We start from the raw sequence: 23,987 nt of genomic DNA, 5'->3' as shown, positions 1-23,987 counted from the left end.
CGGTGCACCAAGTCGCGGGTCTCCTCACGCAGGTACTCGACCGTGTCGCGTCCGAGCACCTCCGCCGTGCGCCGGCCAAAGCCGAAGGCGCCGCGCAGGAAACGGTTGACGCCGTGCGCCGCCACGCCGCCGAGCGACGCGGCGAGCAGTTCCTCGAAGTCGAAGTTCACGCGCCGCAGGATATTGGCGAACTGCTGCGCCAGCTCGCCGTCGCCGTCGATCTCGACCGCGCCCGAGAGCAGCAGTTCGGCCTGTTCGGTCTGCGGCCACAGCAGGCGCGCGAAGGCCGGCAGGCTGCCGGACAGGGTCACGTCGGCCGGGCGATCGGCGCTCGGCAGCACCTGCACGCCCTGCGGGCCGGGCTGCAGCCAGGCGCTGAGCCCGAACTCGCGCAGATGCAGCGCGATCAGCCGGCCGTCGAGCGCCGCGCAGCCGCGCAGCGCCTCGGCATCGAGCGCCAGGTAGCGGTTGAGCGCGATCTCCAGCGCGCCGAGCATGGGATAGGGCAGGTCCATCAGAGCTTGTAGCCGCGGTGCACCGCGACGATCCCGCCGGTCAGGTTATAGAACTGGCAGCGGGCGTAGCCGGCCTGTTCCATCATCTGCTTGAGCGTCTCCTGGTCCGGGTGCATGCGGATGGACTCGGCCAGGTAGCGGTAGCTGTCGGCATTGTGGGCGACCACCCGGCCCATCAGCGGCAGCACGTGGAAGGAATACTGGTCGTAGAGCTGCGACAGGCCGGGCAGGCGCGGCTTGGAGAATTCCAGCACCAGCAGCCGCCCGCCCGGCCGCAGCACCCGGTACATGGAGGCCAGCGCCGCCGCCTTGTCGGTGACGTTGCGCAGGCCAAAACCGATCGTGACGCAGTCGAAGCTGTGGTCAGCGAAGGGCAGCTTCTCGGCATTGGCCTGCACGTAGTCCACGTTACCGACCACACCACGATCGGTGAGCCGCTGGCGGCCGACGCCCAGCATCGCGGCATTGATGTCCGAGCACACCACACGCCCGCCCGCGCCCACGCGCGCCGCCAGGGCCGCGCTGAGGTCGCCGGTACCACCGGCCAGGTCCAGCACCCGCTCGCCGGCACGCACGGCCGCCAGCTCGACTGTGAATTTCTTCCACAGTCGGTGGATGCCGAAGGACATGAGGTCGTTCATCAGGTCGTAGCGGCCGGCGACGGAGTCGAACACGGCACCGACGCGCTTCTGCTTCTCGCCCCAGGGCACCTTCTGGAAGCCGAAGTCGGTGATCTTGTCTTTCGTGTTCATGCTTCAGTTCTTCCGCAACAATGCAGACAGCGGGCGCACGACGTCGGGATCGCGGCTCAGGCCGGCCTGCGCCATGCGCTCCAGATAACGCGCCCAGTGGGCGGCCTGGTTCTCGCCCAACTCGCGCAGCACCGGCCAGGTGTACAGGCCGGTCTTATGGCCGTCACTGAAATGCAATCGGACGGCATAGTGCCCGACCGGCTCGATGCGGGTGATGCTGACGTTCTGCTTGCCAGGCACCAGCTGCGGCTCGCCGCCGCCGTGCCCGCGCACCTCGGCCGACGGCGAGAACACCCGCAGATACTCGCAGGGCAGCCGGTAGCGGCTGCCGTCGTCGAATACCACTTCCAGCACCCGCGAGGCGCGGTGCAGCTTGAGTTCGGTGGGGACTGTGCTGGGTGTCGCGCTGGCCGTCATACCGAGCATTATGCCGCCATTCCCGTCCGGCAGGCGGCTCAACGCTGGCGCTCCGTGCGGCACAGGGCCGTCTCCCGCCCCTGCGGGGCATGCTCTCCCGCACGCGGGCAGGGGCACTGCGGGCAGTGCATTCACAAAATATAGCGGCTCAGGTCTTCGTCCTGGGCGAGGCTGGCGAGTCGCTGGTCCACATAGGCGGCATCCACGGTCAGCGTCTGGCCGTTGCGGTCGGGCGCCTCGAAGGAAATCTCCTCCACCAGCCGTTCCATGACCGTGTGCAGCCGACGCGCGCCGATGTTCTCGGTGCGTTCGTTGACGCGGAACGCCACCTCGGCCAGCCGCCGGACACCGTCCTCGGTGAACTTCAATTCGACGCCTTCGGTGCGCAGCAGCGCCGCGTACTGCTCGGTCAGCGAGCAGTCGGGCTCGGTCAGGATGCGCACGAAATCGTCCACCCCCAGCGCCGCCAGCTCGACACGGATCGGCAAGCGGCCCTGCAGTTCCGGGATCAGGTCGGAAGGCTTGGCGAAGCTGAACGCGCCGGAAGCGATGAACAGGATGTGGTCCGTGCGCACCATGCCGTACTTGGTGCTCACGGTGCAGCCTTCGATCAGCGGCAGAAGGTCGCGCTGCACACCCTCGCGCGATACATCGGCACCGACCACCTCGCCGCGCCGGCAGACCTTGTCGATCTCGTCGATGAACACGATGCCGTTCTGCTCCACGTTCTGCAGCGCGCGCGACTTGATCAGCTCCTCGTCCACCAGCTTGGCGGCCTCCTCGTCGGCCAACAGCTTGTACGCTTGCTTGACCGTCATCTTGCGCCGCTTGGTGCGGCCTGCGCCCATGTTCTGGAACAGGCTCTGCAGCTGGCTGGTCATCTCCTCCATACCCGGCGGCGCCATGATTTCGACGCCGAGCTGCGGCGCACGCAGGTCGATCTCTATCTCCTTGTCGTCGAGCTTGCCCTCGCGCAGACGCTTGCGGAACACCTGGCGCGTGGCGTCCTGCTCGCTCTGCTTCTGCAGGTCGTCAGGGATGCGCGGGCGTGGCAGCAGCACATCGAGGATGCGCTCCTCGGCGGCGTCCTCGGCGCGCGTGCGCACCTTCTTCAGCTCCTGCTCGCGGGTCTGCTTGACCGCGGCATCCAGCAGGTCCTTGACGATGGATTCGACGTCGCGCCCGACATAGCCCACCTCGGTGAACTTGGTCGCCTCGACTTTCAGGAACGGCGCGTTGGCCAGGTTGGCCAGGCGGCGCGCGATCTCGGTCTTGCCGACGCCGGTCGGGCCGATCATGAGGATGTTTTTGGGCTTGATCTCGGCGCGCAGGGTGTCGTCGAGCTGCTGCCGGCGCCAGCGGTTGCGCAGCGCGATGGCGACCGCGCGCTTGGCCTCCTGCTGCCCGACGATGTGCTTGTCCAGCTCCTGCACGATCTCGCGCGGCGTCATCATCGGCGTGGCCGGCGGCGGGCCGATCTTCTCGGCGGGTTCGGTCACGGCTGTGCCTCCGTGCGGTCGATGGGGACTCGTGCGTGTGGCGGTGTCGGCGCTCCCGCTGCCAGTCCCGCACCTACACTCGCAGAAAATCGCTCGTGACGCCGTGTCATGGCAGCACTTCCACGGTCAGGTTGTGATTGGTATAGACACAGATGTCGGCGGCGATGTTGAGCGCCTTTTCGGCGATCTCCTGCGCCGACAGCGAGGTGTTCTCCAGCAGGGCGCGCGCCGCCGCATGGGCGAAGGGGCCGCCCGAGCCGATGGCGATCACGTCATGCTCCGGCTCCATCACATCGCCGTTGCCGGAGATCATCAGCGCGTGGTCCTTGTCGGCCACGATCAACAGTGCCTCCAGCCGGCGCAGGAAGCGGTCGGTGCGCCAGTCCTTGGCCATCTCGACGGCGGCGCGCAGCAGGTTGCCGCCATGGGTCTGCAGCTTGCCTTCGAAGCGCTCGAACAGGGTGAAGGCATCGGCCGTGCCGCCGGCGAAGCCGGCAATCACCTTGCCGTCGTAGATGCGCTTGACCTTCTTCGCGTTGCCCTTGACGGTGGTGTTGCCCATCGACACCTGGCCGTCACCGGCGACCGCCGTACGGCCGTCGCGGCGCACGCAGAGGATGGTGGTACCTCGGAACTGTTCCATGCAGGGTCCTGCCGGCGGGGCTTGGGACGAGATTTTATGCCGCCAACCGCCTATATGGGGCCGGAAAACGCCAACTCAACCCCTGACCCAGTCTGACAGGCTGCAGAAAAGCGCCGCCCATGACGGGCCCGGGCGATGATATCCCTGTCGCCGTACGCTCCGAAAAGCCCGACACCCGGGCCGTGCCTGTCGCCGTGCGGTGGGCCGGATCAGGCCTTGGCTTTCCTGCGTGCACGCGGATGCGCCTCGTCGTAGACCTTGGCCAGGCGCTGGAAGTCGAGATGGGTATAGATCTGTGTGGTGCTGATGTTGGCGTGGCCGAGCAGTTCCTGCACCGCGCGCAGGTCGCCGCTGGATTCCAGCAGGTGCGTGGCGAAGGAATGCCGCAGCATGTGCGGGTGCAGCGCGGTGTTGACGCCGCGCTTGATGGCCCAATGCTGCAGCCGCAGCTGCACCTGGCGAGCGCTGATGCGCCGGCCGTTGCCGGCGACGAACAGCGCCTTCTCGTCGTTCGCCGCCCAGCGCGCGCGGTCCTTGAGCCAGGCCTGCAGGGCGGTGTCCGCCTTGCGCCCCACCGGCACGATGCGCGTCTTGGCGCCCTTGCCCAGCACGCGCAGCTCGCCGCTGCCTGGCGCCACGTCGGCGGCATCCAGCCCGACCAGCTCGGACAGGCGCAGGCCGGAGGAATAGAACAGCTCCATCATGGCCTGGTCGCGGATGGCCCAGGGCTCGTCCGCGCCTTCCGGGCCGTCGAGCAGGCGGGCGACCTGGTCCGCGTCCAGCGCCTTGGGCAGCGGGCGCCGCCGCTTCGGGCCGCGCACGTCGGCGGCCGGGTCACGGCCGGCCTGGCCCTCGCGCAGCAGGTAGCGATAGAAGGCCCGGATCGCGGACAGCAGGCGCTGCAGGCTGGCGGGCGACAGCCCGCGCCGATGGCATTGCGCGACGAAGGCGCGCACGTGGTGGGTGTCGAGCTCGCGCCACTGGCCGATGCCCGTCGCCCGGCAGTAGGCCAGCAGCGCATTCAAGTCGCGTGCGTAGGCCGCATGCGTATGCGACGAGAGCTGCCGCTCGCTGCGTACGTGCCGGAGAAAGGCGGCGAGCGCTTGCGCGAGCGCGGTTTCGTCCGGACCGGCTTCGCGCTCACCTCGCGCCACCATGCACTCAGCCCTGCGCGGGTTCCTGCCCGAGATGCACCAGCGCGGCGGCGGCGACGAGATCGGCGATCAGTTCCAGGAACAGTGTGCCGATGTCGGGGCGGAAACGCTTGGGTTCGCGGCTGGCCACCACCAGCATCCCGAGCATGACCGGCTTGCCCAGCGGCATCACCGCCGCCGACTTCAGCAGCTCGGCCTCGCCCGGAAACAGCAGGCTCAGCTGGCGCTCGGACAGCGGACCACAGACCGGCCGTGGCTGGCGGAAGAAGTCCCGGAACGCGCCGACCACCGCATCGTCCGCGGTCAGGTAATGCAAGCCGGGCAGTCCGCTCTCGCGCGGGGCATCGCGCTTCAACCCCAGGAATACGGCATCCACGGAAAAATCGCGGCGCAGACCGGCATCCAGCGCCTTGAACACGTCGGTCAGGTTGCGCGCCACGATCAGCGCGCGAGCCAGATCCTGCAGGTGCAGCACACGCGATTCGTTCTCGCGGGCGGTGTCGAGCAGCGCCTTGAGCCGGCCCTGCAGCTGCCGGTTGCGCTCGCGCAGGCGCTGCACCTGGTGTTCGATCAGCGACACCGCCTTGCCGCCGACACGATGGTGCAGGTTCAGCGCCTCCAGCACCTCGGGATGGCGCTCGAAGAAATCCGGGTGCGCGGACAACCAGCCCGCAACCTGCTCCTGGTCCAGGGCCGGCGTTGCCGGCTCGGCATCCGCATCCCGCACCCGCTTCGAACTCATAGTTCGACCTCCCCCTCGAACACCTTCTGGGCCGGGCCGGTCATGTACAGCGGCTGACCTTCGCCTGCCCACTCCAACCGCAGTGTACCACCGGGCAGACGCAGCTCGACCGTGTCATCAAACCAGCCCAGCCGGCGGCCCGCCGCCATCGCCGCGCAGGCGCCGCTGCCGCAGGCCAGCGTCTCGCCGGCACCGCGCTCGTACACGCGCAGCACGCCGTGGCCGCGGTCGAGCACCTGCAGGAAGCCGACGTTCACGCGCTCGGGAAAGAACGGGTGCGGCTCGAGCAGCGGCCCGAGCGCGGCCACCGGCGCGCGCGCCGCATCGTCCACGCGCAGCACCGCATGCGGGTTGCCCATGCTGAGCGCGGCAAACTCGACCTCATGGCCCTCGTCCAGCATCAGGCGGTAGGTGTCGGCGCGCGTCTCGGCCGCGATCGGGATGCGCGCCGGCTCGAACTCCGGCACGCCCATGTTGACCCGCACCTGGCCGTCCGGCAGCAGCTGCATCTCGTAGATGCCCTTGATCGTGCGCACCCGGATGTTCGACTTGGCGGTCAGGCCCTGCTCGCGCACGAAGTGCAGGAAGCAGCGTGCGCCGTTGCCGCACTGGGCGGACTCCGAGCCGTCGCTGTTGAGGATGCGGTAGAAGAAGTCCACGTCCGGCGCCGGCGGCGGCTCGACCAGCAGGATCTGGTCGCAGCCGATGCCGAAATGGCGGTCGGCGACGAAACGCGCCTGCGCCGCGGTCAGCGAAAGCGGCTCGCGGGTGGCGTCGAACAGCACGAAGTCGTTGCCGAGCCCGTGCATCTTGGTGAACTTGCGCAGCATGCGCGCAAGCATAGCCTGCGCGCCTGGGCGGCGAAACCCGCGATCCGGTCAACGGTCGGCGGCCGCCTGTTCCAGCCTGAAGAACACCCCGGTGCCGCTGTTCGTCAGCAGCCGCAGGCGCCCGCTGAGCACCAGCACCTCGTCGCGGAACGGGATGCCTTTCTGGCTTTCCACCTCCACCAGCGTGGCCGGCCCGCCGGGCAGATGGAAGTAGCAGTTGGGCGGGCTGGCGGACAGCATGAAGCGCCGCTGCCGTTCCTCGGGGTCCAGAGGGATCATGAAGCCGGCCAGACGTATGTTCTGGCCGTCCAGGCGTCTCAGTTCGGGCGGAAACTCGGCCCGGCCGGAGGCGCCGTCCGGCGCCAGCTCGAAGCGGGCGACGAGAAAGCGCTCCCACGGAATCACGTCCTTCAGATCGGGCATCCCGCCCAGCATTTTCGCCAGGCGTGGATCCCGGAAGGCCGTGGTCCCGGCCACCTGGATTTCGACCACAGCCTGCACGCGCTCGCCGCGGACCGTGATCCGGTCGAGTCCGGGCTTCTCCGCCAGCACGGTGAAGCGCGCGTAACCCTCGTCGTCGGTTTTCAGTTCGGCCTGCAGGATGGGGTTGCCGATGCTGGAGCCGACGCGCAGCGCCCGCTGTGCCAGCGGCTGGCCGGCCGCGTCCTCCAGACTGGCCACGAGATACACCAGATCGCCGCGGAACGCCTGGACCCGCGGCACCGGCGAGGCGCTGTCCATGTTCTCCCCGAACACCTGCAGCACGGGTTTCTCGGCGGCGGCCGGCGCCGCGAAGACCAGGGTCAGCACCAGACACAGGCGGCGTATCATCTCAGCCCCGCGCCAGAACGGCGGCGATGTCGGTGCGATAGGCGCGCCAGGCCGGCGGCAGGGCTGCCGCCAGCGCAGTCACCATCACGCAGAGCGCCAGCACCGACTCGCCCGGCGCCCACAGCAGGCCGGTCAGCGCCAGTTGACCGGCCGACAGCTGCCGGCCCACCCACTCGGCGGCCGCATGGCCCAGACCGATGCCCAGCACCCAGCCGGCCGCTGCCAGCAGCAGCGCCTGCAGGCAGATCTGGCCGAACAGCCAGCCGGGCGAGGCGCCGAGGGTGCGCAGCAGCGCCAGATCATAGCGACGCTGGGCCAGGGCCTGACTGAGGGCCATGAACAGGCCCAGCAGCGCCCCGACCAGCAGCAGCACGGCGAAACCGCGCAGCACGTCGAAACCCAATCCCAGCAGCCGGAACAGTCGGGTCACCTCGACCGCGGGCGAGGCCGCCTGCAGCGCGCTCGCGGCGTTGATCTGGCGCGGCAGCGTCGCCGCCGCCCGCGGTGTCTTGTAACGCAGCAGCAGCGCGGTGATTTCGCGCGAGGCTGACGATTCGTGCGCCTCGGCATGTGCATGCTGAGCGTGCGCGTCCTGCGTCGCTGCCGTGGCCGGCGCGTGCAGCTGCCAGACACTCTCGACGCCGGTCAGCACCAGCCGGTCGATCACGCTGTGCGTTGGCGCGAACACCCCCACCACACGGTAGGGTGCATGGGCGTGATCGGCCCCGGTCGCAGTCAGGCCATGGGCGCCGACCAGCGTGTCACCGACGCCAAGGCCGCTGCGCTGCGCCACCGTCGCGCCAAGCACGGCTTCCATCGGCTGCCGCCATCCGCGGCCCTGTGCCAATCGCGCCTGGTAATGGGCCGCATACTCCGGCCGGGTGCCGACGATGCGAAATCCCCGGTAACTGTCGCCCAACGCCAGCGGGATGGCGTCGGCCACCAGCGGGTGCCTGGCCCAGGCCTCGGCCGCGTCGAGCGGGATGTTGCCGGTCGGGGCGTCCAGGTGATAAACGGCGGCGAGCACCAGCTGCAGCGGGCTGCCTTTGGCGCCCACCACCAGATCCCAGCCTTGGGCGTCGCGCAGCAGGCGCGAGTGCAGCTGCTGTCCCGCCAGCAGCAATAGCGTCAGCGTGGCGACGCCGGCCGCGAGCAGCAGCACCGTCAACAGGCTGACCAGCGGCTGCGCGCGCAGATAGGCCAGGCTCAGCGCCAGCGCACTCATGCCGCGGCCCCGAGTTCCAGCCGCAGCGGTACCGCGTTGCGCACGCGGCGGTCGTGTGTGGCGATCACCAGCGTGGCGCCGCAGCCTTGCGCCTGCTCACGCAGCAAGGCCAGCGCCCGCGCCGCCTGCACGTCGTCCAGGCTCGCGGTCGGTTCATCGGCCAGCAGCAGCCGCGGCCGGTTCAGCACGGCGCGTGCCAGCGCCGCGCGCTGACGCTCGCCCTCGCTCAGCTGATGCGGATAGCGATTGGCCAGCGTCGCCAGTCCGAGTGTCGCCAGTACCTGGGCGATGCGTGCCTCGTCCTGCGGCTGGCGGGCCAGACGCTGGGCCAGGCGCAGGTTCTGTGCGAGATTCAGGGCCGCGATCAGATGCGGGCGCTGCGGCATGAAGCCGATGTGGCGCGCGCGCCAGCGGTCGCGCGCCGCCGGCCGCAGCCGGTAAGGCGCCTCCCCCGCCACCTGCACCTCGCCGGCCGCTGGCTGCAGCAGGCCGGCCAGGACGTGCAGCAGGCTGCTCTTGCCGCTGCCGGAAGGGCCGAGCAGCAGCCAATGTTCGCCGGCGGCCACGCGCCAGTCCGGCAGGGTCAGGACGATGCGCCGGCCGTAGGCGCATTGCAGGGCATTGACCGTGATCATGGCAGGGTGATGACGCGGTCCGGATATGTTACAAAATAACAAACGCGACCTGAGACCCCGCCATGCCCAGAAAGGTTCCGGCAGCTGCCGCCCACGACCATCGCGCCTGCCTGCAGCAGGCGCTCGCCGAGGCCGAACACGCCTGCGCAGCGCGCGGGCTGCGCCTGACACCGCTGCGCCGCCGCGTGCTGGAACTGATCTGGCGCGGCCACAGCGCGGTCAAGGCCTATGACCTGCTGGAACAGCTGCAGCGCGAGCGCGCCGGCGCGGCGCCGCCCACGGTGTATCGCGCGCTCGAGTTTCTGGCGCAGGCCGGGCTCATCCACCGCATCGAATCGCTCAACGCCTTCGTCGGCTGCGCCGCGCCGCGGCAGCCGCATCGCGGCCAGTTCCTGATCTGCCGCCGCTGCGAGAACGTCGCGGAGCTGGCGACCGACCGCATCGGCCGGATGCTCGGCCAGGCCGCGGCGCGGTCGGGCTTCAAGGTCGAGCGCCAGGTGGTGGAGATCAGCGGCCTGTGCGCGCGCTGCGCCACGCAGCCGGCGCGCTGACGGCGCCTCACGACGCACGCAGGCGCCCCCGATCCAGACCGAAACCGGCCAGCAGCACCAGCAGAGCGCAGAGGATGCCGGCCAGCGTCTCGCCGGCATCGCTCAGCTCGAGACGCGGCCACAGCAGACGCGCCAGCGCGTAGCCGGCAAATCCATAGGACAGTACCACCATCAGCCAGCCGACCGCGCGCCGGTAGCGTCTGCGCTGACGTTCCGCCCCGCTGGCCCGCAGCAGACGGGCCAGCAGACGGCTGTCGAGGGTATCCGTGATCATCATGCCCGCGGTGAACACCAGCCCGATGACCAAGGCGCTCAGCGGTCCGGCCTGCAGCGCCGCCACCGTGCCCCAGGCCGCGACCTGGGTGACGGTATCGAAGACCAGCGCGAATACCATGCCGGTGCCGACGATGCCGGCGGGATGCGCGGCCTGCCGCCAGCGCTGCGGCATGAGCCGCGTCTTCCAGCCCAGCGGCTGATAGTGCTGCGTACGCAGCAGGGCCAGCAGATTCAGCGTGCCCAGCACGAGCAGCAGGCCGATCGGCAGCAGCTCGAATACGGGCCGGTCCAGTGCGCGCCAGGGGCCGAGGTCGGTGAGCCAGGCAACGGTCACCGCCACGGCCGTCACCGCCAGGCCATGGCCGAGTGCAAACAGCGTCCCGACCCAGGGCGCCAGCCGCGGACGCAGCCGCGCCTGACGGTAGACCAGGCCGTCGATCACGGCGATGTGGTCCGGATCCAGGCCGTGGCGCAGGCCCAGCGTGAAGATCAGTACCGCCCCGTATAGCCAACCCGGCTCCGTCACTGCAGCGCCCCCCTGTGCCACGCGCAGTGGCGCGGGTCCGTTTGATTATGTTATGTTATAACATAAATGATTTGGCGCAGGCACCGCAAGCCCGCTCCGCCCACTGGTTGTGTCCCGATCGCACATGAAAACCCGCCGCGCCGAACCGGTTCCGCCCAGCGCCGACGCGCTGCTGGCGGCGCCCGACTCCGACTACATGAGCCCGCGCCAGCTGGCCTTCTTCCGCGCGCGGCTGCTGGAACAGCGGCGCGAGGTGCTGGAACGCGAGCGGGCGGTGCGGGCGCGGCTGGCCGCGCGCGAGGTCACGGCCGATCCGGCCGACCGGGCTGCGCAGGAGGAAGAACGCTGGCTCGACCTGCGCCTGCGCGAACGCGAGGCACAGCTGCTGCGCAAGATCGACCAAGCCCTGCGCCGCATCGAGCGTGGCGACTACGGCTATTGCGAAATCACCGGCGAGCCGATCGGCATCCCGCGCCTGCTGGCACGCCCCACCGCCACGGTCTGCGCCGACATCAAGGACTACAACGAACAGCGGGAAGCCCGCTTCCGCAATACCCGATGAACACCGCCAACCCCGACCGCAGACTGCCCGTCGCCGTCCTGTCCAGCTTCCGAGGCGCAGGCATGAAGCCGCCGCCGGCCGTGTTGGACGGCGGCGCCATGCTGCTGTCCGGGCTGTGCATGCTGCACTGCCTGCTGCTGCCAGTCGCACTGACCCTGCTGCCGATCATCAGCGGCACATGGCTGGCGGCGGAATCGTTTCACCGCTGGCTGCTGGGCTTGATCCTGCCCACCAGCAGCCTCGCCTTGTGCTGGGGTTGCCGCCAGCACCGCGACGGACTGGTCGGTGCCGCGGGGGCGGCGGGCCTGCTGTTGCTACTGCTGGCTGGGATCGCAGCGGACACCTGGCTGTCGGATACCGGCGAACGCGGGCTCACGCTGCTCGGCGGCTTGACCCTGGCCTACGCCCACTGGCGCAATTTCCGCCGCTGCCGCAGCCGCCGCTGCGAGGAAAGCGGCCATCCGGCCGCGTGCTAGAATCCGGCCATGCTGTATCGCCGCCGTATTCTGCTGGCGTTCGTGCTCGCGCTGGTCTTGGGCCAGTGGGCCGCCGTGCTGCACGCCACCCAGCATGAATTGCAGAGCGCCAAACCCGTGGCCTGCGAGGAATGCGTCGCCAGCCATGGCCACGGCTACCTGCCGCAAACCGCCGGCAGCCGGATCCTGGAAATACCCTGCAGCCATGCGCACGAGCGCTCCAGCTGTACAGCCCCTGTCAGTAATCCGCTCCCGCTCGCCCCCATTCGCGGCCCGCCGGCCTCGCTCTGAAAACGTTGTATCGGGGATGCCGCCACCCGGCAGCGTCCCTTCTTCCGTTTTTGCAGAGGGAGCCGACCGTGAACAAGACCGCTCTGATGAGTGCCGGCCTGCTGGCCGGTCTGAGCCTGGCCGCCCACGCCGCCGAGGACCGCGAGACCCGGCAGATCCGCGAGGAGATGCAGCAGCTGCGCGAGCAGTACGAACAGCGCATCAAAGCGCTGGAGCAGCGGCTCGACGCCGCCGAGAAAAAACCCGCCGCGCCCGATCGCGCCGCGCCGGCCACGACCGACACCGGCCCGAAGGACCCGGTCGCGCGCAAGGGCGCGCCGCGCAACTTCAACCCCAACATCAGCCTGATCCTGCAGGGCACCTACGCCGATTTCAGCAGCGATGACGAGCCCCTGGTGCCTGGCTTCCTGCTCGGGCCGGAAACCGAGCTGCGGCCGGACGGCTTCTCGCTGGCCGAAACCGAGCTGGCGATCGAAGCCAACGTGGACGACAAGTTCCGCGGCTGGGCCACCATCGCGCTGGAGAACGAAGACGGCGAAACCAAGGTCGAGCTGGAAGAGGCTTATCTGAACACGCTGGCCCTGCCCCATGGCCTGGGCGTGAAGTTCGGGCGCTTCTTCTCCGACTTCGGCTACCTCAACCGCGTGCACAGCCACGCCTGGGACTTCGTGGACCAGCCGCTGGTATACCGCGCTTTCTTCGCCAACCAGCTCAAGGACGACGGCATCCAGCTGCGCTGGGTGGCGCCGACGGACCTGTTCGTCGAGCTGGGCGCCGAGGCCCTGCGCGGCGCCGGCTTCCCGTCTGGCGGCGAGGACCGCAGCGGCGTGAATACCGCAGTGGCCTTCGCCCGCATCGGCGGCGATCTCAGCGACAGCAGTTCCTACCGGCTCGGCATCTCCCGGATCAATGCCGATGCCGACGAGCGCGCGGTCGAGGACGAGGAAACCGGCGTGTCCACGGTCTTCACCGGCGACAGCGACACCACCGGTGTCGATTTCGTCTACAAATGGGCGCCGGACGGCAATCCGGCCATCAACAACTTCGTGTTCCAGGCCGAGTATTACGTGCGCGACGAGGATGGCGACGTGGTGTTCAACCCCGAAGGCGGCGACTTCGACGGCGATGGTGTGGTCGATCCCACGTTTGCTTCGGCCTATGACGGACGCCAGAAGGGTTTCTACCTGCAGGGCGCCTATCAGTTCATGCCGCGCTGGCGCGCGGGCCTGCGCTATGACCGGCTCAAGGCCGACAATGACGTGCCGGGCGCGCCGGGCCTCGATACCGCACTCGACAACCTGGCCGACACGGGCACCGACCCCGAGCGCTGGAGCGCGATGCTGGACTGGTCGGGCAGCGAGTTCAGCCGCATCCGCCTGCAGTACAACCGCGACGAGTCGCGGCCGGGCGGCGAGACCGACGACCAGTGGCTGCTGCAGTACATCTACAGCCTCGGCGCGCACCCCGCGCACCAGTTCTGAGGCCCAGATGCGTAAATCCATATTGCTCCTGATGGCAGGCCTGATCACCGCGGCGGCGCAACCCGCCGCCGCGGCGCTCAAGATCTTTGCCTGCGAGCCGGAATGGGCCGCGCTGGCTAGTGAGCTCGGCGGCACGCGGGTCGAGGCGTATTCGGCCACCACAGCGCTGCAAGACGTGCATAAGATCCAGGCGCGGCCCAGCCTGATCGCCAAATACCGGCAGGCGGACCTCGTGGTCTGTACCGGCGCGGACCTGGAGATCGGCTGGCTGCCGGCACTGGTGGAGAAGGCCAACAACCCGCGCGCGTTGCCGGGGTCGGACGGCTTCCTCGAAGCCAGCCGCTACGTCAGCATGATCGAGGTGCCGGAGGTGCTCGACCGTGCACAAGGCGACGTGCACCCCTTCGGCAATCCGCATATCCAGACCGATCCGCGCAACATCACGCCGGTGGCCGCCGCGCTGGCCGAGCGCCTGGCAAAACTGGACCCGGCGCATGCCGCCGACTACCGCCAGCGGCACGCTGCCTTCGCAGCCCGCTGGCAGAACGCGATCGCCGAATGGGAGCGCAAGGCGCAACCGCTGCGCGGCCTGCGCCTGGTCAGCACGCACAAGGACTGGTCTTACCTCAATCGCTGGCTGGGCATGATCCAGGTTGCAACGCTGGAACCCAAGCCTGGCATTCCACCGACCGCAGCCCATCTGTCATCGGTGCTGGAAGGACTCAAGACCCAGCCCGCCTCGATGATCCTGGTCGCGTCCTATCAGGATCACAAGCCCGCCCAGTGGCTGGCGCAGCGAACCGGTCTGCCGGTCATCGAGCTGCCATTCACGGTCGGCGGCGTCGAGGGCACGGAGGATTTGTTCGGGCTGTTCGAGGTTACGCTCAACCGTCTGCTGGCTGCAGCGGGCCCATGAATCTCGCGTTCGACTGGGCGATTCTCGGCGCGCCGCTGCTGGCCGGCCTGGTGGTCATCGCCACGCATGTTGCGCTGGGCCGCGAGGTCTTGCGGCGCGGCATCATCTTCATCGACCTCACGGTGGCGCAGGTGGCCGCCGTCGGCGTGATCCTGGCGGAGATGCTGGAGTTCAGCGGCGAACAGGGCTGGAAGGTGCAGGTCGCGGCCGGCATTGCGGCCCTGCTGGCCGCGGGCCTTTTGGCCTGGACCGAGCAGCGCTGGCCGCAGCTTCAGGAGGCATTGATCGGCAGTCTTTACGTCGTGGCTGCCTGTGCCGCCATCCTGCTGCTGGCGCACAACCCGCACGGCCACGAACATCTGGCCGAACTGCTCGCGGGGCAGATCCTGTGGGTGAACCTGCCGCAGGTGTGGCCGGTGGCTGCGCTCTCCGCCTTCGTGCTGGCAGCCTGGTTCCTCGGCGGGCAGCGGCGCGGCTGGATTTTCTACTTCCTGTTCGCCATCACCGTGATGGCCTCGGTGCAGCTGGTCGGCGTGTTCCTGGTATTCGCCTCGCTGATCCTGCCGGCGCTGGCCAGCAGCGGCCTGCCGGAACGGCGCGGGCTGATCGTCGGCTGGGGCCTCGGTGCCGTCGGCTATGCGCTGGGGTTGTGGCTGTCGGTGCCGCTCGACCTGCCGGCGGGGCCGATGATCGTCTGCACGCTGGCGGTGCTGGCGCTGCTCGCGGCCGTGGCCCGCAGCCTGCGGCGGTGATCGCGCGCGGCGCAGCTAGCCGAGCACGAAGCCCGAGCCGAACGCCAGCACGAACAAGACCGTGTAGAGCAGAAACTTCTTCGTGGTCGGCGACATGACGGCCTCCGATGATGCGCTCGCGTCCCCCGTGCGCATCCTCCTACCCTAGCCAGCCCGGCCTGAATCCACTCTGAACCGGACCGGGCTTTCTCGAGGTCGGGTGCCGCGATACTCTTGCCCAGTATGCAAACAGGTGAACGGCCGCGGATCCTGCTCATCGAGGACGAGTCTGCGATTGCAGACACCGTGGTCTATGCACTCCGGACGGAAGGCTTCGATCCGGAGTGGCAGGCCACGGCCGCCGACGGCCTGCACGCCCTGGATCGGTGCGAGCCGGCACTGATCATTCTGGACGTGGGGCTGCCCGATGCCAGCGGCTTCGATGTCTGTCGCCAGATCCGGCGACAGCGCCAGACGCCGGTGCTGTTCCTCACCGCGCGTGCCGAGGAGGTCGATCGCGTGGTTGGGCTGGAGCTGGGCGCCGACGACTATGTCGTCAAGCCTTTCAGCCCACGCGAGCTCACCGCCCGGGTACGCGCCATCCTGCGGCGCAATCCGGGCGGCGCGATGACTGCGCGGGAGCAAGCCCCGTCACTGTCGCTCTTCACGGTAGATGAGTCTCGGCTGAGCATTCACTACTGCGGGACACCGCTGCAGCTGACCCGCTACGAATACCGCCTCCTCAAGACCTTGATCGCTCATCCCGGACGGGTTTACACGCGAGAACAGCTTCTGCAACTGGCCTGGGACCATCCGGAGCATCGCCTGGATCGCACGGTGGACACGCACATCAAGACCCTGCGCGCCAAACTGCAGGCCGTGGACCCGGCACGCGATCCGATCCGGACACACCGAGGTGTCGGCTACTCGCTGGACGAGAACGCGTGAGCCTGCGCACGCGGATATTCCTGGTCTTTGCCGGTGTGGTCGCGGCCAGCTTCGTGGCGCTGGTCTACTGGATCCGTGACGACCTGCGCCCTCGTTATCTGGAGTCGCTGGAAGAGCCTCTGGTGGACTCGGCGCACATCCTCGCGGAATTACTGGCCGAGGACGTGCGCAGCGTATCCGGCCGGCAGCGATTGCACGCCGCCTTCCAGCGTGCCTACGCACGGCGTTTTCTGGCCCGGATCTATGCCCTGGAGCGCGACCGGGTGGACATGCGCGTTTATGTCACCGACGAGCGCGGGATCGTCATCTTTGACTCCGACCGCGGGCGCGACGAGGGCCGCGACTACTCGCGGTGGAACGACGTCATGCGCGCCCTCAAGGGCGAGTATGGCGCGCGGTCCACGCGGGATGACCCCCTGGACCCCGTCAATGCCGTGGTCTATGTGGCGGCGCCGATCCTCGTCGAGGGTCGAACGCTGGGTGTCGTCAGCGTCGGCAAACCCAAGCGTAATATCGATCAGTTCGTGCGCGCCGCCCGCCAGAAGGTGCTGATCGGCGGATTCGCGGCGGCCGGTTTCGCCTTGCTCCTGGGCCTGGTGCTGACCCTTTGGGTGACCCGCCCACTCGAGAAGCTCCGTGAGTACGCACAAGCCGTGAGGGCTGGTCAGCGCGTATCGCTCCCCGAACTCGGGTACAGCGAAATAGGCCTTACCGGTCGCGCGATGGAAGAAATGCGGGTAGCGCTCGAGGGCAAGAATACGATCGAGCGCTACGTCCAAGTGCTGACACACGAACTCAAGAGCCCGCTGGCCGCGATTCGCGGCGCGGCCGAACTTCTCGAAGAAGAGCTGCCGCCTGCGGAACGACAGCGCTTCCTGTCCAATATCCGTGGCGAAGTCAGACGGATGCAGGACCTGGTCGAGCGCCTCCTGGCGCAGGCCAGTGTGGAAAAGCGCCAATCGCTCGACCAGGTGGAAACCATCGACCTCGCAGCGCTGACCCGGAGCGTGATTGACAGTCTTCAGCCCTCGCTGCGCAGCCAGGGCGTAACAGCGGAATTCCGTGCCGATGCGGGCTGCCGCGTGAAGGGGGAACCCTTCCTGCTGCGCCAGGCCATTTCCAACCTCCTGCAGAATGCGCTTGATTTCTCGCCTGCACCTGCCAGCATCGAAATCAACGTGAAGAAGGACCATGACACGATCGAGCTGCAGCTGCGCGATCACGGTCCGGGCATCCCGGACTACGCGCTGGCACGGGTGTTTGAACGGTTCTACTCCCTGCCTAAACCGCATGGGCGCGGCAAGGGCACCGGACTGGGCCTGAGTTTCGTGCGCGAGGTCGCCGAGTTGCATCGGGGGTCTGTGGCGATCCACAACCATCCGGCGGGCGGCGCCGAAGTCCGGCTGCGCCTGCCTGCCGGCTGAACTTCACACGCTTTTCACACAAGGCCATCGAAACCTCAAACTCCGCACATACGCCTTCCGCAGGATAACCCCCGTACATCCAACAACCAGGGGGTTATGTCATGAGCACCGGGAATACCACGCAGAGCAGGCTCGACTGGAATGCGCCATTCAGCCGGATCGTTCTGATCGGCCTGCTGATTCTGCTGCTGCAGATACCGATCATGAAGATCAGCGGGGTTATCCATGAGCGGTCCACCAGCCGCGCCGCCGCCGCAGCCGATATCGCCGGGAAATGGGGCAAGGAACAGACACTGGTCGGCCCCTATCTTGCGCTGGGCTATCGCTGCAAATGGGCCGAAACCGCCCCAAACGGCAAGGCCGTGGCACGGGAGCAGCAGGTGACCGCAAGCTTGCTGCCGAAGGACCTCACCATCGATGGGACTGTGCGCAGCAGCATCAGGCGCCGCGGGATATTCGAGATACCCGTGTACGAATCGGACCTGCTGCTCAAGGGGCGCTTCAACCGCGTAGCGCTCGACGGCTGCCCGACCAAGGCCAGGGAAATCCTGCTGGAGCGGGCCAACCTGGTCCTGCACCTCAGCGATCCACGCGCGTTGTCCGGCTCGCTGCCGCTGCGGTGGAACAAGGACACGCTCAGCTTCATGCCGGGGGCGGAAGGCGGCGGCTCACGGCTGGGCGCGGGCGTGCATGCCGATATCCGTTCTCATCTGAACGCGGACTCGTACAGCTTCGAGATTCCGATCCATTTCAACGGCAGCAACAGGCTGAGCTTCGCACCCTTTGCGGAGCATACGGAGGTCAGTCTGCGCTCGGACTGGCCGCATCCCAGCTTCCAGGGTAGCTGGCTGCCCAGGGAGCACAGCATCGCAGAGGACGGCTTCACCGCGATCTGGTCTGTCTCGCACCTGGGCCGCAATTATCCCCAGCACATGCCGACACTGGAGCCCTACACGGAGCAGATCCAGGATTCCCACTTTGGCGTCTATTTCATGTCACCGGTGGACAGCCATAGCGTCACCCACCGCATCGTGAAGTACGAGCTCATGGTCATCGGGCTGGTATTTGCCACGCTATGGATGTTCGAGCTGCTGGCCCGGCTGCGCGTGCATCCTGTCCAGTACTTACTGGTCGGCAGCGCGATGTGCCTGTTCTATCTGCTGCAGCTCTCGCTGGCCGAGCATCTGGGGCTGCTCCTGGCCTATCTCATCGCCAGCAGTGCGGTCATCGGCCTGGTGACGGCTTACTGCCTGTCGGTCCTGAGGTCAGCCCTGCGCGCGTCCGTGATCGGCTCCGTTCTGGCCCTGCTCTATGGTTACCTGTATGTGCTGCTGCAGCTGGAAGACTATGCGCTGCTGGCTGGCGCCATTGGCTTGTTCGCTGCGCTGGCCATGGTGATGTACCTGACACGCAAGATCGACTGGTACACAGCCTACCGACAAGACACGGCATATCGTCCGGAGCATTCTGCCCCGGCCCATTGAACCCGTGATCGCCAGGCCGACCGGCAGCCGGCCCCAAAAAGCCGATGCCGGTCGGCCGCTTCTACGCTGAAGCGTGTCTTGTTGCTAGCATGGCAGCTTCCACACGCCTTCCGGTTCTGAACATGAAATACCGCGACCTGCGCGACTTCATTGCCCAACTCGAGCAGCTGGGCGAGCTCAAGCGGATTGCCGCCGAGGTGGATCCGCGGCTGGAGATGACCGAGATCTGCGACCGCGTGCTGCGCGCGGGCGGGCCGGCACTGCTGTTCGAGAAGCCGAAGGGCCATACGGTGCCGGTGCTCGGCAACCTGTTCGGCACCCCGCGGCGCGTGGCGCTGGGCATGGGGCAGGAGTCGGTCGAGGCGCTGCGCGACGTCGGCCGGCTGCTGGCCTTCCTCAAGGAGCCGGAGCCGCCCAAGGGCTTTCGCGACCTGATCGATAAATGGCCGTTGTTCAAGCAGGTGCTGAACATGCCGGCGGAGGTGGTGAGCAAGGCGCCCTGCCAGAAGCATCGCATCGAGGGCGCGGAGGTGGACCTGTCGCAGCTGCCGGTCCAGACCTGCTGGCCGGCGGATGCGGGCCCCTTGATCACCTGGGGCCTGGTGGTCACCCGCGGCCCGCACAAGGAGCGGCAGAATCTCGGCATCTACCGCATGCAGGTGATCGGCAAGAACAAGCTGATCATGCGCTGGCTGGCGCAGCGCGGCGGCGCGCTCGACTTCCGCGAGTGGCAGCAGGCATATCCGGGCAAGCCCTTCCCCGTCGCCGTGGCGCTGGGCGCCGACCCGGCCACGATTCTGGGCGCGGTGACGCCGGTGCCGGACACGCTTTCGGAGTACGCCTTCGCGGGCCTCTTGCGCGGCGCCAAGGCCGAGGTGGTCAAATGTCTCGGCTCGGACTTACAAGTGCCAGCCAGTGCAGAGTTCGTGCTCGAGGGCGTGATCCACCCGGGCGAGATGGCCGACGAGGGCCCGTTCGGCGACCACACCGGCTATTACAACGAGGTCGAGAAATTCCCGGTGTTCACGGTGGAGCGCATCACGCACCGCGAAGCCCCCATTTACCACTCCACCTACACCGGCCGGCCGCCGGACGAACCCGCGGTGCTCGGCGTGGCGCTGAACGAGGTGTTCGTGCCGATCCTGCAGAAACAGTTTCCGGAGATCAGCGACTTCTACCTGCCGCCGGAGGGCTGCTCCTACCGCCTGGCCTGCGTCAGCATGAAGAAGCAGTACCCCGGCCACGCGAAACGCGTCATGTTCGGGGTCTGGAGCTTCCTGCGCCAGTTCATGTACACCAAGTTCGTGATCGTCACCGACGACGACGTCAACGTGCGCGACTGGAAGGACGTGATCTGGGCCATCACCACGCGCATGGACCCGGCGCGCGACACCGTGCTCATCGAGAACACGCCGATCGACTACCTGGACTTCGCCTCGCCCGTCTCGGGCCTGGGCTCCAAGATCGGCTTCGACGCGACCAACAAGTGGCCGGGCGAGACGAGCCGTGAATGGGGCCGGCCGATCGCCATGGACCCGGCGGTCAAGAAGCGCGTGGACGAGCTGTGGGGATCGCTGGGGATCTAGCCCACTCTTTGCCTTTGCTTATTGTGGGTACGATCGCGGACGCGACCGTATTCCTGCGCGAAGCGCATGTTAATTTAGCGGCGCCATCATCGTGCGCGTGACGGCGATCAGCGGCTCCGGATAGGTTCCCATGAACACCAGCATGAGGGTGAGTACGATCATCGCCAGGCCCATGATCCGCTGCGGCCAGGACAGCTGCAGGCGCAGGTTACGCGTGGTGGTGGACGGCAGGTACAGCGTCACCATGACACGCAGGTAATAGAACAGGCCGATGGCGCTGCCCAGCACCACTGCCGCCAGCAGCAGCCACAGCTCCTCGCCCACGCCCGCGGCGACGATATAGAACTTGCCGATGAAGCCGGCTGTGAACGGGATGCCGGCCAGCGACAGCAGGATCACCGTGAACGCGCCAGTCAGGAACGGCCGCCGCCAGAACAGCCCGCGGTAGTCCCACAGCTGGTCGGCGTCGCGGTCGCCCATCGGCGTGGACAGCAGCCCCACCACGCCGAAGGCACCGAGCGTGGTCACGAAGTAGGTCACCAGGTAGATGCTCACCGACTCCACCCCGAACGGGCCGGCGGCAATCATGCCGACCAGCACGTAGCCGAAGTGCGCGATCGAGGAATAGGCCAGGATGCGCTTGACGTTCTGCTGCATCAGCGCCAGCCAGTTGCCGACCAGGATCGAGAGCAGCGCGGTCAGCGACAGGCCCATGACCAGTGAGTCGTAAACGCCGACGCCAGAAGTGATGAAGTAGCGCAGCGCCAGCGCCAGCACCGCGCCCTTGGACACGGTGGCGAGGAAGCCGGTAACGGGCGCCGGCGCGCCCTCGTACACGTCCGGCGTCCACAGGTGGAAGGGCACCAGCGACAGCTTGAAGCCGATGCCGACCATGATCATGGCACCGCCGGCCAGCAGCATGAGGTTGCGCGGCCCCTGCGGGTCCGGCAGCAGGCTGGCGAGCTTGGGCAGCTCCAGCGTGCCGAGCTCGGCGTACACCAACGCGATGCCGAACAGCAGCACGGCCGAGGCCACCGCCGACAGCGTCAGGTACTTGATCGCCGCTTCCAGGGCACGCCGCTCGCGCACCGGGTAGCCGACCATACCGAACAGCGACAGCGTCATCAGTTCCAGGCCGAGGAACAGCGAGGCGAAGTCGTTGCTGGCCACCAGCACCATGGCGCCCAGCGTCGCCATCAGCAGCAGCAGATAGAGTTCTTCGCGGTTGCCCTGGAACTTGTCGATGTAGCCGTAGAACAGGAAGGTGCCGGCCAGGCCCGAGGCCAGCATCAGGCCTATGTAGAACACCGCGTAGCTGTCCATCACCAGCATCGCGGTGACCGGCTGCGGCGCGATGTTCAGCACCGGCGCCAGCGACAGCAGCGCCGCCAGCTGGCCGGCCGCGGTCAGGAAGGCGGCCAGCCGGTGATTGCGCTGCCAGGCGATGGCCAGCATCACCACCACGGTGGTGGCGGCCATCAGGATGATGGGCAGCAGCGCGATCAGGGCCTGCGGCGTCAGGTTCATGGCAGCACCCCCGCCGCGGCACCCTGCTGCAGCATGCTGCCGATGTAACGCATCGGCGCCTCGGACACCTCAAACACCGGCTGCGGATACAGACCCAGCCAGACCAGGATCACCACCAGCACCATCAGCAGCAGGAATTCGCGTTTGGTCAGGTCTTCCAGCGGCTCGGTCTCGCGCGGCGTGCCGTGGAAGGCGCGCTGCACGATCAGCAGCGCATAGGCCGCGGCCAGGATCAGGCCGCTGGCGGCCACAATCGCCGCCGCCTGGTCGACGCGGAAGCTGCCGATCAGGACCAGGATCTCGCCGACGAAGTTGCCCAGTCCCGGCAGGCCGAGCGAGGCGATGGCGAAGAACAGCGCCACCGCCGCCAGCTGCGGCACACGCTGCCACAGGCCACCCATCTGGCCGAGCTCGCGGGTGTGGATGCGCTCATACACCTCGCCGCACAGGATGAACAGCGCGCCGGTGGAAACGCCATGCGCCAGCATCTGCATCACCACGCCCTGCAGTGCCTGCTCATTGCCGGCATAGGCGCCGACCAGCACGAAGCCCATGTGGCTGACGCTGGTGTAGGCGACCAGGCGCTTGATGTCGGTCTGCGCGTAGGCCAGTACCGCGCCGTAAATGATGCCGATCACGCCCAGCCACATCGCGACCGGCGCGAAATGCGCCGAGGCCTCGGGGAACAGCGGAATGGCGAAGCGCAGCAGCCCGTAGGCGCCGGTCTTGAGCAGCACACCGGCCAGGTCCACGCTGCCGGCGGTCGGCGCCTGTGAGTGCGCATCCGGCAGCCAGGGATGGAAGGGCACCGCCGGCAGCTTGACCACGAAGGCGATGAAGAAGCCCAGCATCAGCAGGTAGCCGGCGGTCTGGCCGTACTCGGCCTGCAGCAGGTCCATGTAGCCGAAGGTCCACACGCCGGTGTTGCCGTGGTGGACGAACGCCAGCGCCAGGATGGCCAGCAGCATCAGCAGGCCCGAGGCCTGGGTAAAGATGAAGAACTTGGTCGCCGCGTAGATGCGCCCGCGGCCGCCCGCACCGCGGTGGCCCCACAGCGCGATCAGGAAGTACATCGGCACCAGCATGACTTCCCAGAAGAAGAAGAACAGCAGCAGGTCCAGCGCCAGGAACACGCCGATCACGCCGGACAGGTTCCACAAGAGCATCAGGTGGAAAAAGCCCACGTAGCGCTGGATCTCGCGCCAGGAGCAGGCCACCGCCATCACGCCGAGCAGGCCGGTCAGCAGCACCATGAGCAGGCTCAGGCCGTCCAGGCCCAGGTGCAGGCTGACGCCGAAGCGTGGGATCCAGGGCACGCGGAATTCCAGCGCCCAGGCTGGCAGCCCGTTGGCCGCGGGCCGCGAGAAGTCCAGCGTGAGCCACAGCCAGCAGCCCATCAGGAACACCGTGGTCATGCTGGCCATCGAGATCCAGCGCGGCAGCGTGAGGCTCCAGCGCTCCGACCACCACGAAACGATGCCCCCGATGAAGGGGATCAGAACCATGGCGACCAGAATCCAGCCTTCGAGGATCATAGCCACACCGCCATGGCGACAATGACGATCGTGCCGGCCGCGATGCCGGCCGCGTACCAGCGGATCTGCCCGGTCTGGGTGCGGCTCAGCGCCTGCCAGGCCAGGCGGTTGGCGTGCGCGATGCCGGTGTACGCCGTATCCACCTCGTCGCGGCGGTTGACCTGCACCAGCCACAGGTAGGGCCGCAGGAACAGCCGCTCATACAGCCAGTCGAAACCCCAGGCCGCCTGCCAGTAGCGACGCAGCGCCAGGCCCAGGCTGAAATCGGTCAGCGACGACGCCAGCTGCGGGCTGCGCAGGAACAGCAGCCAGGCGATGGCGATGCCGCCGACGGCGAGCACGATCGAGGCGATCTCCAGCAGGTGCTTCTCGTGCCCGCCGGCCGCGATCAGGCGCGGCAGCACTCCCTCGAGCGGCAGCGCAATGAAGC

At 67.9% G+C, this 23,987-nt stretch carries 26 protein-coding genes; 11 read left to right on the top strand and 15 right to left on the bottom strand.

Features of this window, described 5'->3' with window-relative positions:
* From VNJ47_07820 to VNJ47_07770, 11 genes are all read right to left on the bottom strand, one after another.
* A partial coding sequence (locus VNJ47_07820) for an SCP2 sterol-binding domain-containing protein (GenBank protein ID HXG28740.1) occupies nt 1–515 on the bottom strand: 515 nt, incomplete at its 3' end.
* Nucleotides 515–1,267 carry a bifunctional demethylmenaquinone methyltransferase/2-methoxy-6-polyprenyl-1,4-benzoquinol methylase UbiE gene (gene ubiE, locus VNJ47_07815; GenBank protein HXG28739.1) on the bottom strand — a complete coding sequence of 251 codons (753 nt, stop codon included), beginning with the start codon at nt 1,265–1,267 and terminating at the stop codon, nt 515–517. The genes ubiE and VNJ47_07820, both read right to left, overlap by 1 nt.
* Nucleotides 1,268–1,270: 3 nt before the next feature.
* Nucleotides 1,271–1,726 carry a DUF971 domain-containing protein gene (locus tag VNJ47_07810; protein HXG28738.1) on the bottom strand — a complete coding sequence of 152 codons (456 nt, stop codon included), beginning with the start codon at nt 1,724–1,726 and terminating at the stop codon, nt 1,271–1,273.
* A gap of 89 nt (nt 1,727–1,815) precedes the next feature.
* Nucleotides 1,816–3,183 (bottom strand): ATP-dependent protease ATPase subunit HslU, encoded by a 1,368-nt coding sequence (gene hslU / locus VNJ47_07805; protein HXG28737.1) that lies wholly within the window; start codon nt 3,181–3,183, stop codon nt 1,816–1,818.
* 106 nt (nt 3,184–3,289) lie between these two features.
* A complete protein-coding gene (gene hslV, locus VNJ47_07800) occupies nt 3,290–3,826 on the bottom strand; it encodes an ATP-dependent protease subunit HslV (GenBank protein ID HXG28736.1) in 537 nt (178 codons plus the stop codon).
* A gap of 209 nt (nt 3,827–4,035) precedes the next feature.
* On the bottom strand, nt 4,036–4,983 hold the full coding sequence (xerC, locus tag VNJ47_07795) for a tyrosine recombinase XerC (protein HXG28735.1): 948 nt from the start codon (nt 4,981–4,983) through the stop codon (nt 4,036–4,038).
* Between the two features lie 4 nt (nt 4,984–4,987).
* Nucleotides 4,988–5,722 (bottom strand): DUF484 family protein, encoded by a 735-nt coding sequence (locus VNJ47_07790; GenBank protein ID HXG28734.1) that lies wholly within the window; start codon nt 5,720–5,722, stop codon nt 4,988–4,990.
* Entirely contained in the window at nt 5,719–6,552 is an 834-nt protein-coding gene (gene dapF / locus VNJ47_07785; GenBank protein ID HXG28733.1) for a diaminopimelate epimerase, read from the bottom strand. Before dapF ends, VNJ47_07790 begins: the two co-directional genes overlap by 4 nt.
* Before the next feature lie 48 nt (nt 6,553–6,600).
* Nucleotides 6,601–7,383, bottom strand: a complete 783-nt coding sequence (locus VNJ47_07780) for a DUF3299 domain-containing protein (protein ID HXG28732.1) — start codon at nt 7,381–7,383, stop codon at nt 6,601–6,603.
* A 1-nt stretch (nt 7,384) separates the two neighbouring features.
* Nucleotides 7,385–8,608, bottom strand: a complete 1,224-nt coding sequence (locus VNJ47_07775) for an ABC transporter permease (protein HXG28731.1) — start codon at nt 8,606–8,608, stop codon at nt 7,385–7,387.
* Nucleotides 8,605–9,243, bottom strand: a complete 639-nt coding sequence (locus tag VNJ47_07770; GenBank protein HXG28730.1) for an ATP-binding cassette domain-containing protein — start codon at nt 9,241–9,243, stop codon at nt 8,605–8,607. Before VNJ47_07770 ends, VNJ47_07775 begins: the two co-directional genes overlap by 4 nt.
* Before the next feature lie 62 nt (nt 9,244–9,305).
* Between VNJ47_07770 and VNJ47_07765 the strand changes: the two genes are divergently transcribed.
* Nucleotides 9,306–9,794 (top strand): Fur family transcriptional regulator, encoded by a 489-nt coding sequence (locus VNJ47_07765; GenBank protein HXG28729.1) that lies wholly within the window; start codon nt 9,306–9,308, stop codon nt 9,792–9,794.
* 7 nt (nt 9,795–9,801) lie between these two features.
* Here the strand turns inward: VNJ47_07765 and VNJ47_07760 are convergent, their stop codons facing one another.
* Entirely contained in the window at nt 9,802–10,596 is a 795-nt protein-coding gene (locus tag VNJ47_07760) for a hypothetical protein (GenBank protein HXG28728.1), read from the bottom strand.
* A 124-nt stretch (nt 10,597–10,720) separates the two neighbouring features.
* On the opposite strand from VNJ47_07760, the gene dksA reads away from it, so the two are divergent.
* The 10 genes from dksA to ubiD all read left to right on the top strand — a co-directional run bounded on the left by dksA (nt 10,721) and on the right by ubiD (nt 20,495).
* Entirely contained in the window at nt 10,721–11,158 is a 438-nt protein-coding gene (dksA, locus tag VNJ47_07755) for an RNA polymerase-binding protein DksA (GenBank protein HXG28727.1), read from the top strand.
* Nucleotides 11,159–11,220: 62 nt separating this feature from the next.
* A complete protein-coding gene (locus VNJ47_07750) occupies nt 11,221–11,634 on the top strand; it encodes a MerC domain-containing protein (GenBank protein HXG28726.1) in 414 nt (137 codons plus the stop codon).
* A gap of 9 nt (nt 11,635–11,643) precedes the next feature.
* A complete protein-coding gene (locus tag VNJ47_07745; protein HXG28725.1) occupies nt 11,644–11,925 on the top strand; it encodes a hypothetical protein in 282 nt (93 codons plus the stop codon).
* Nucleotides 11,926–11,993: 68 nt separating this feature from the next.
* Nucleotides 11,994–13,406 carry a hypothetical protein gene (locus VNJ47_07740; protein HXG28724.1) on the top strand — a complete coding sequence of 471 codons (1,413 nt, stop codon included), beginning with the start codon at nt 11,994–11,996 and terminating at the stop codon, nt 13,404–13,406.
* A 7-nt stretch (nt 13,407–13,413) separates the two neighbouring features.
* Nucleotides 13,414–14,322: a zinc ABC transporter substrate-binding protein gene (locus VNJ47_07735; protein ID HXG28723.1), complete on the top strand. Its 909-nt coding sequence runs from the start codon at nt 13,414–13,416 to the stop codon at nt 14,320–14,322.
* Nucleotides 14,319–15,074, top strand: coding sequence for a metal ABC transporter permease (locus VNJ47_07730; protein HXG28722.1), 756 nt, complete (start codon nt 14,319–14,321; stop codon nt 15,072–15,074). The genes VNJ47_07735 and VNJ47_07730 overlap by 4 nt, the downstream gene beginning before the upstream one ends.
* Nucleotides 15,075–15,296: 222 nt before the next feature.
* Nucleotides 15,297–16,001 (top strand): two-component system response regulator CreB, encoded by a 705-nt coding sequence (gene creB, locus VNJ47_07725; protein ID HXG28721.1) that lies wholly within the window; start codon nt 15,297–15,299, stop codon nt 15,999–16,001.
* A complete protein-coding gene (gene creC, locus VNJ47_07720; protein HXG28720.1) occupies nt 15,998–17,425 on the top strand; it encodes a two-component system sensor histidine kinase CreC in 1,428 nt (475 codons plus the stop codon). The genes creB and creC overlap by 4 nt, the downstream gene beginning before the upstream one ends.
* 101 nt (nt 17,426–17,526) lie before the next feature.
* Complete coding sequence (gene creD, locus VNJ47_07715) at nt 17,527–18,909, top strand: cell envelope integrity protein CreD (protein ID HXG28719.1); 1,383 nt, start codon at nt 17,527–17,529, stop codon at nt 18,907–18,909.
* 122 nt (nt 18,910–19,031) lie between these two features.
* Entirely contained in the window at nt 19,032–20,495 is a 1,464-nt protein-coding gene (gene ubiD / locus VNJ47_07710) for a 4-hydroxy-3-polyprenylbenzoate decarboxylase (protein HXG28718.1), read from the top strand.
* 69 nt (nt 20,496–20,564) lie between these two features.
* Here ubiD and nuoN read toward each other — a convergent pair whose 3' ends face one another.
* The 3 genes from nuoN to VNJ47_07695 all read right to left on the bottom strand — a co-directional run.
* Complete coding sequence (gene nuoN / locus VNJ47_07705) at nt 20,565–22,022, bottom strand: NADH-quinone oxidoreductase subunit NuoN (GenBank protein HXG28717.1); 1,458 nt, start codon at nt 22,020–22,022, stop codon at nt 20,565–20,567.
* A complete protein-coding gene (gene nuoM, locus VNJ47_07700) occupies nt 22,019–23,557 on the bottom strand; it encodes an NADH-quinone oxidoreductase subunit M (protein HXG28716.1) in 1,539 nt (512 codons plus the stop codon). The genes nuoN and nuoM overlap by 4 nt, the downstream gene beginning before the upstream one ends.
* The coding region (locus VNJ47_07695) for an NADH-quinone oxidoreductase subunit L (GenBank protein ID HXG28715.1) at nt 23,554–23,987 on the bottom strand (434 nt) is incomplete at its 5' end. The genes VNJ47_07695 and nuoM, both read right to left, overlap by 4 nt.

The sequence above is a fragment of the Nevskiales bacterium genome (genome assembly GCA_035574475.1).
Classification (GTDB): domain Bacteria; phylum Pseudomonadota; class Gammaproteobacteria; order Nevskiales; family DATLYR01; genus DATLYR01.
Note: the sequence above shows the minus strand (reverse complement) of the source record. Positions and strands in the feature narration are given on the sequence as shown.

Coding starts and splice junctions, on each gene's coding strand:
- ubiE (HXG28739.1), bottom strand. CDS start 1,267: ATGAACACGAAAGACAAGATCACCGACTTCGGCTTCCAGAAGGTGCCC.
- hslV (HXG28736.1), bottom strand. CDS start 3,826: ATGGAACAGTTCCGAGGTACCACCATCCTCTGCGTGCGCCGCGACGGC.
- xerC (HXG28735.1), bottom strand. CDS start 4,983: ATGGTGGCGCGAGGTGAGCGCGAAGCCGGTCCGGACGAAACCGCGCTC.
- VNJ47_07790 (HXG28734.1), bottom strand. CDS start 5,722: ATGAGTTCGAAGCGGGTGCGGGATGCGGATGCCGAGCCGGCAACGCCG.
- dapF (HXG28733.1), bottom strand. CDS start 6,552: ATGCTGCGCAAGTTCACCAAGATGCACGGGCTCGGCAACGACTTCGTG.
- VNJ47_07780 (HXG28732.1), bottom strand. CDS start 7,383: ATGATACGCCGCCTGTGTCTGGTGCTGACCCTGGTCTTCGCGGCGCCG.
- VNJ47_07775 (HXG28731.1), bottom strand. CDS start 8,608: ATGAGTGCGCTGGCGCTGAGCCTGGCCTATCTGCGCGCGCAGCCGCTG.
- VNJ47_07770 (HXG28730.1), bottom strand. CDS start 9,243: ATGATCACGGTCAATGCCCTGCAATGCGCCTACGGCCGGCGCATCGTC.
- VNJ47_07765 (HXG28729.1), top strand. CDS start 9,306: ATGCCCAGAAAGGTTCCGGCAGCTGCCGCCCACGACCATCGCGCCTGC.
- dksA (HXG28727.1), top strand. CDS start 10,721: ATGAAAACCCGCCGCGCCGAACCGGTTCCGCCCAGCGCCGACGCGCTG.
- VNJ47_07750 (HXG28726.1), top strand. CDS start 11,221: ATGAAGCCGCCGCCGGCCGTGTTGGACGGCGGCGCCATGCTGCTGTCC.
- VNJ47_07745 (HXG28725.1), top strand. CDS start 11,644: ATGCTGTATCGCCGCCGTATTCTGCTGGCGTTCGTGCTCGCGCTGGTC.
- VNJ47_07735 (HXG28723.1), top strand. CDS start 13,414: ATGCGTAAATCCATATTGCTCCTGATGGCAGGCCTGATCACCGCGGCG.
- VNJ47_07730 (HXG28722.1), top strand. CDS start 14,319: ATGAATCTCGCGTTCGACTGGGCGATTCTCGGCGCGCCGCTGCTGGCC.
- creB (HXG28721.1), top strand. CDS start 15,297: ATGCAAACAGGTGAACGGCCGCGGATCCTGCTCATCGAGGACGAGTCT.
- creD (HXG28719.1), top strand. CDS start 17,527: ATGAGCACCGGGAATACCACGCAGAGCAGGCTCGACTGGAATGCGCCA.
- ubiD (HXG28718.1), top strand. CDS start 19,032: ATGAAATACCGCGACCTGCGCGACTTCATTGCCCAACTCGAGCAGCTG.
- nuoN (HXG28717.1), bottom strand. CDS start 22,022: ATGAACCTGACGCCGCAGGCCCTGATCGCGCTGCTGCCCATCATCCTG.
- nuoM (HXG28716.1), bottom strand. CDS start 23,557: ATGATCCTCGAAGGCTGGATTCTGGTCGCCATGGTTCTGATCCCCTTC.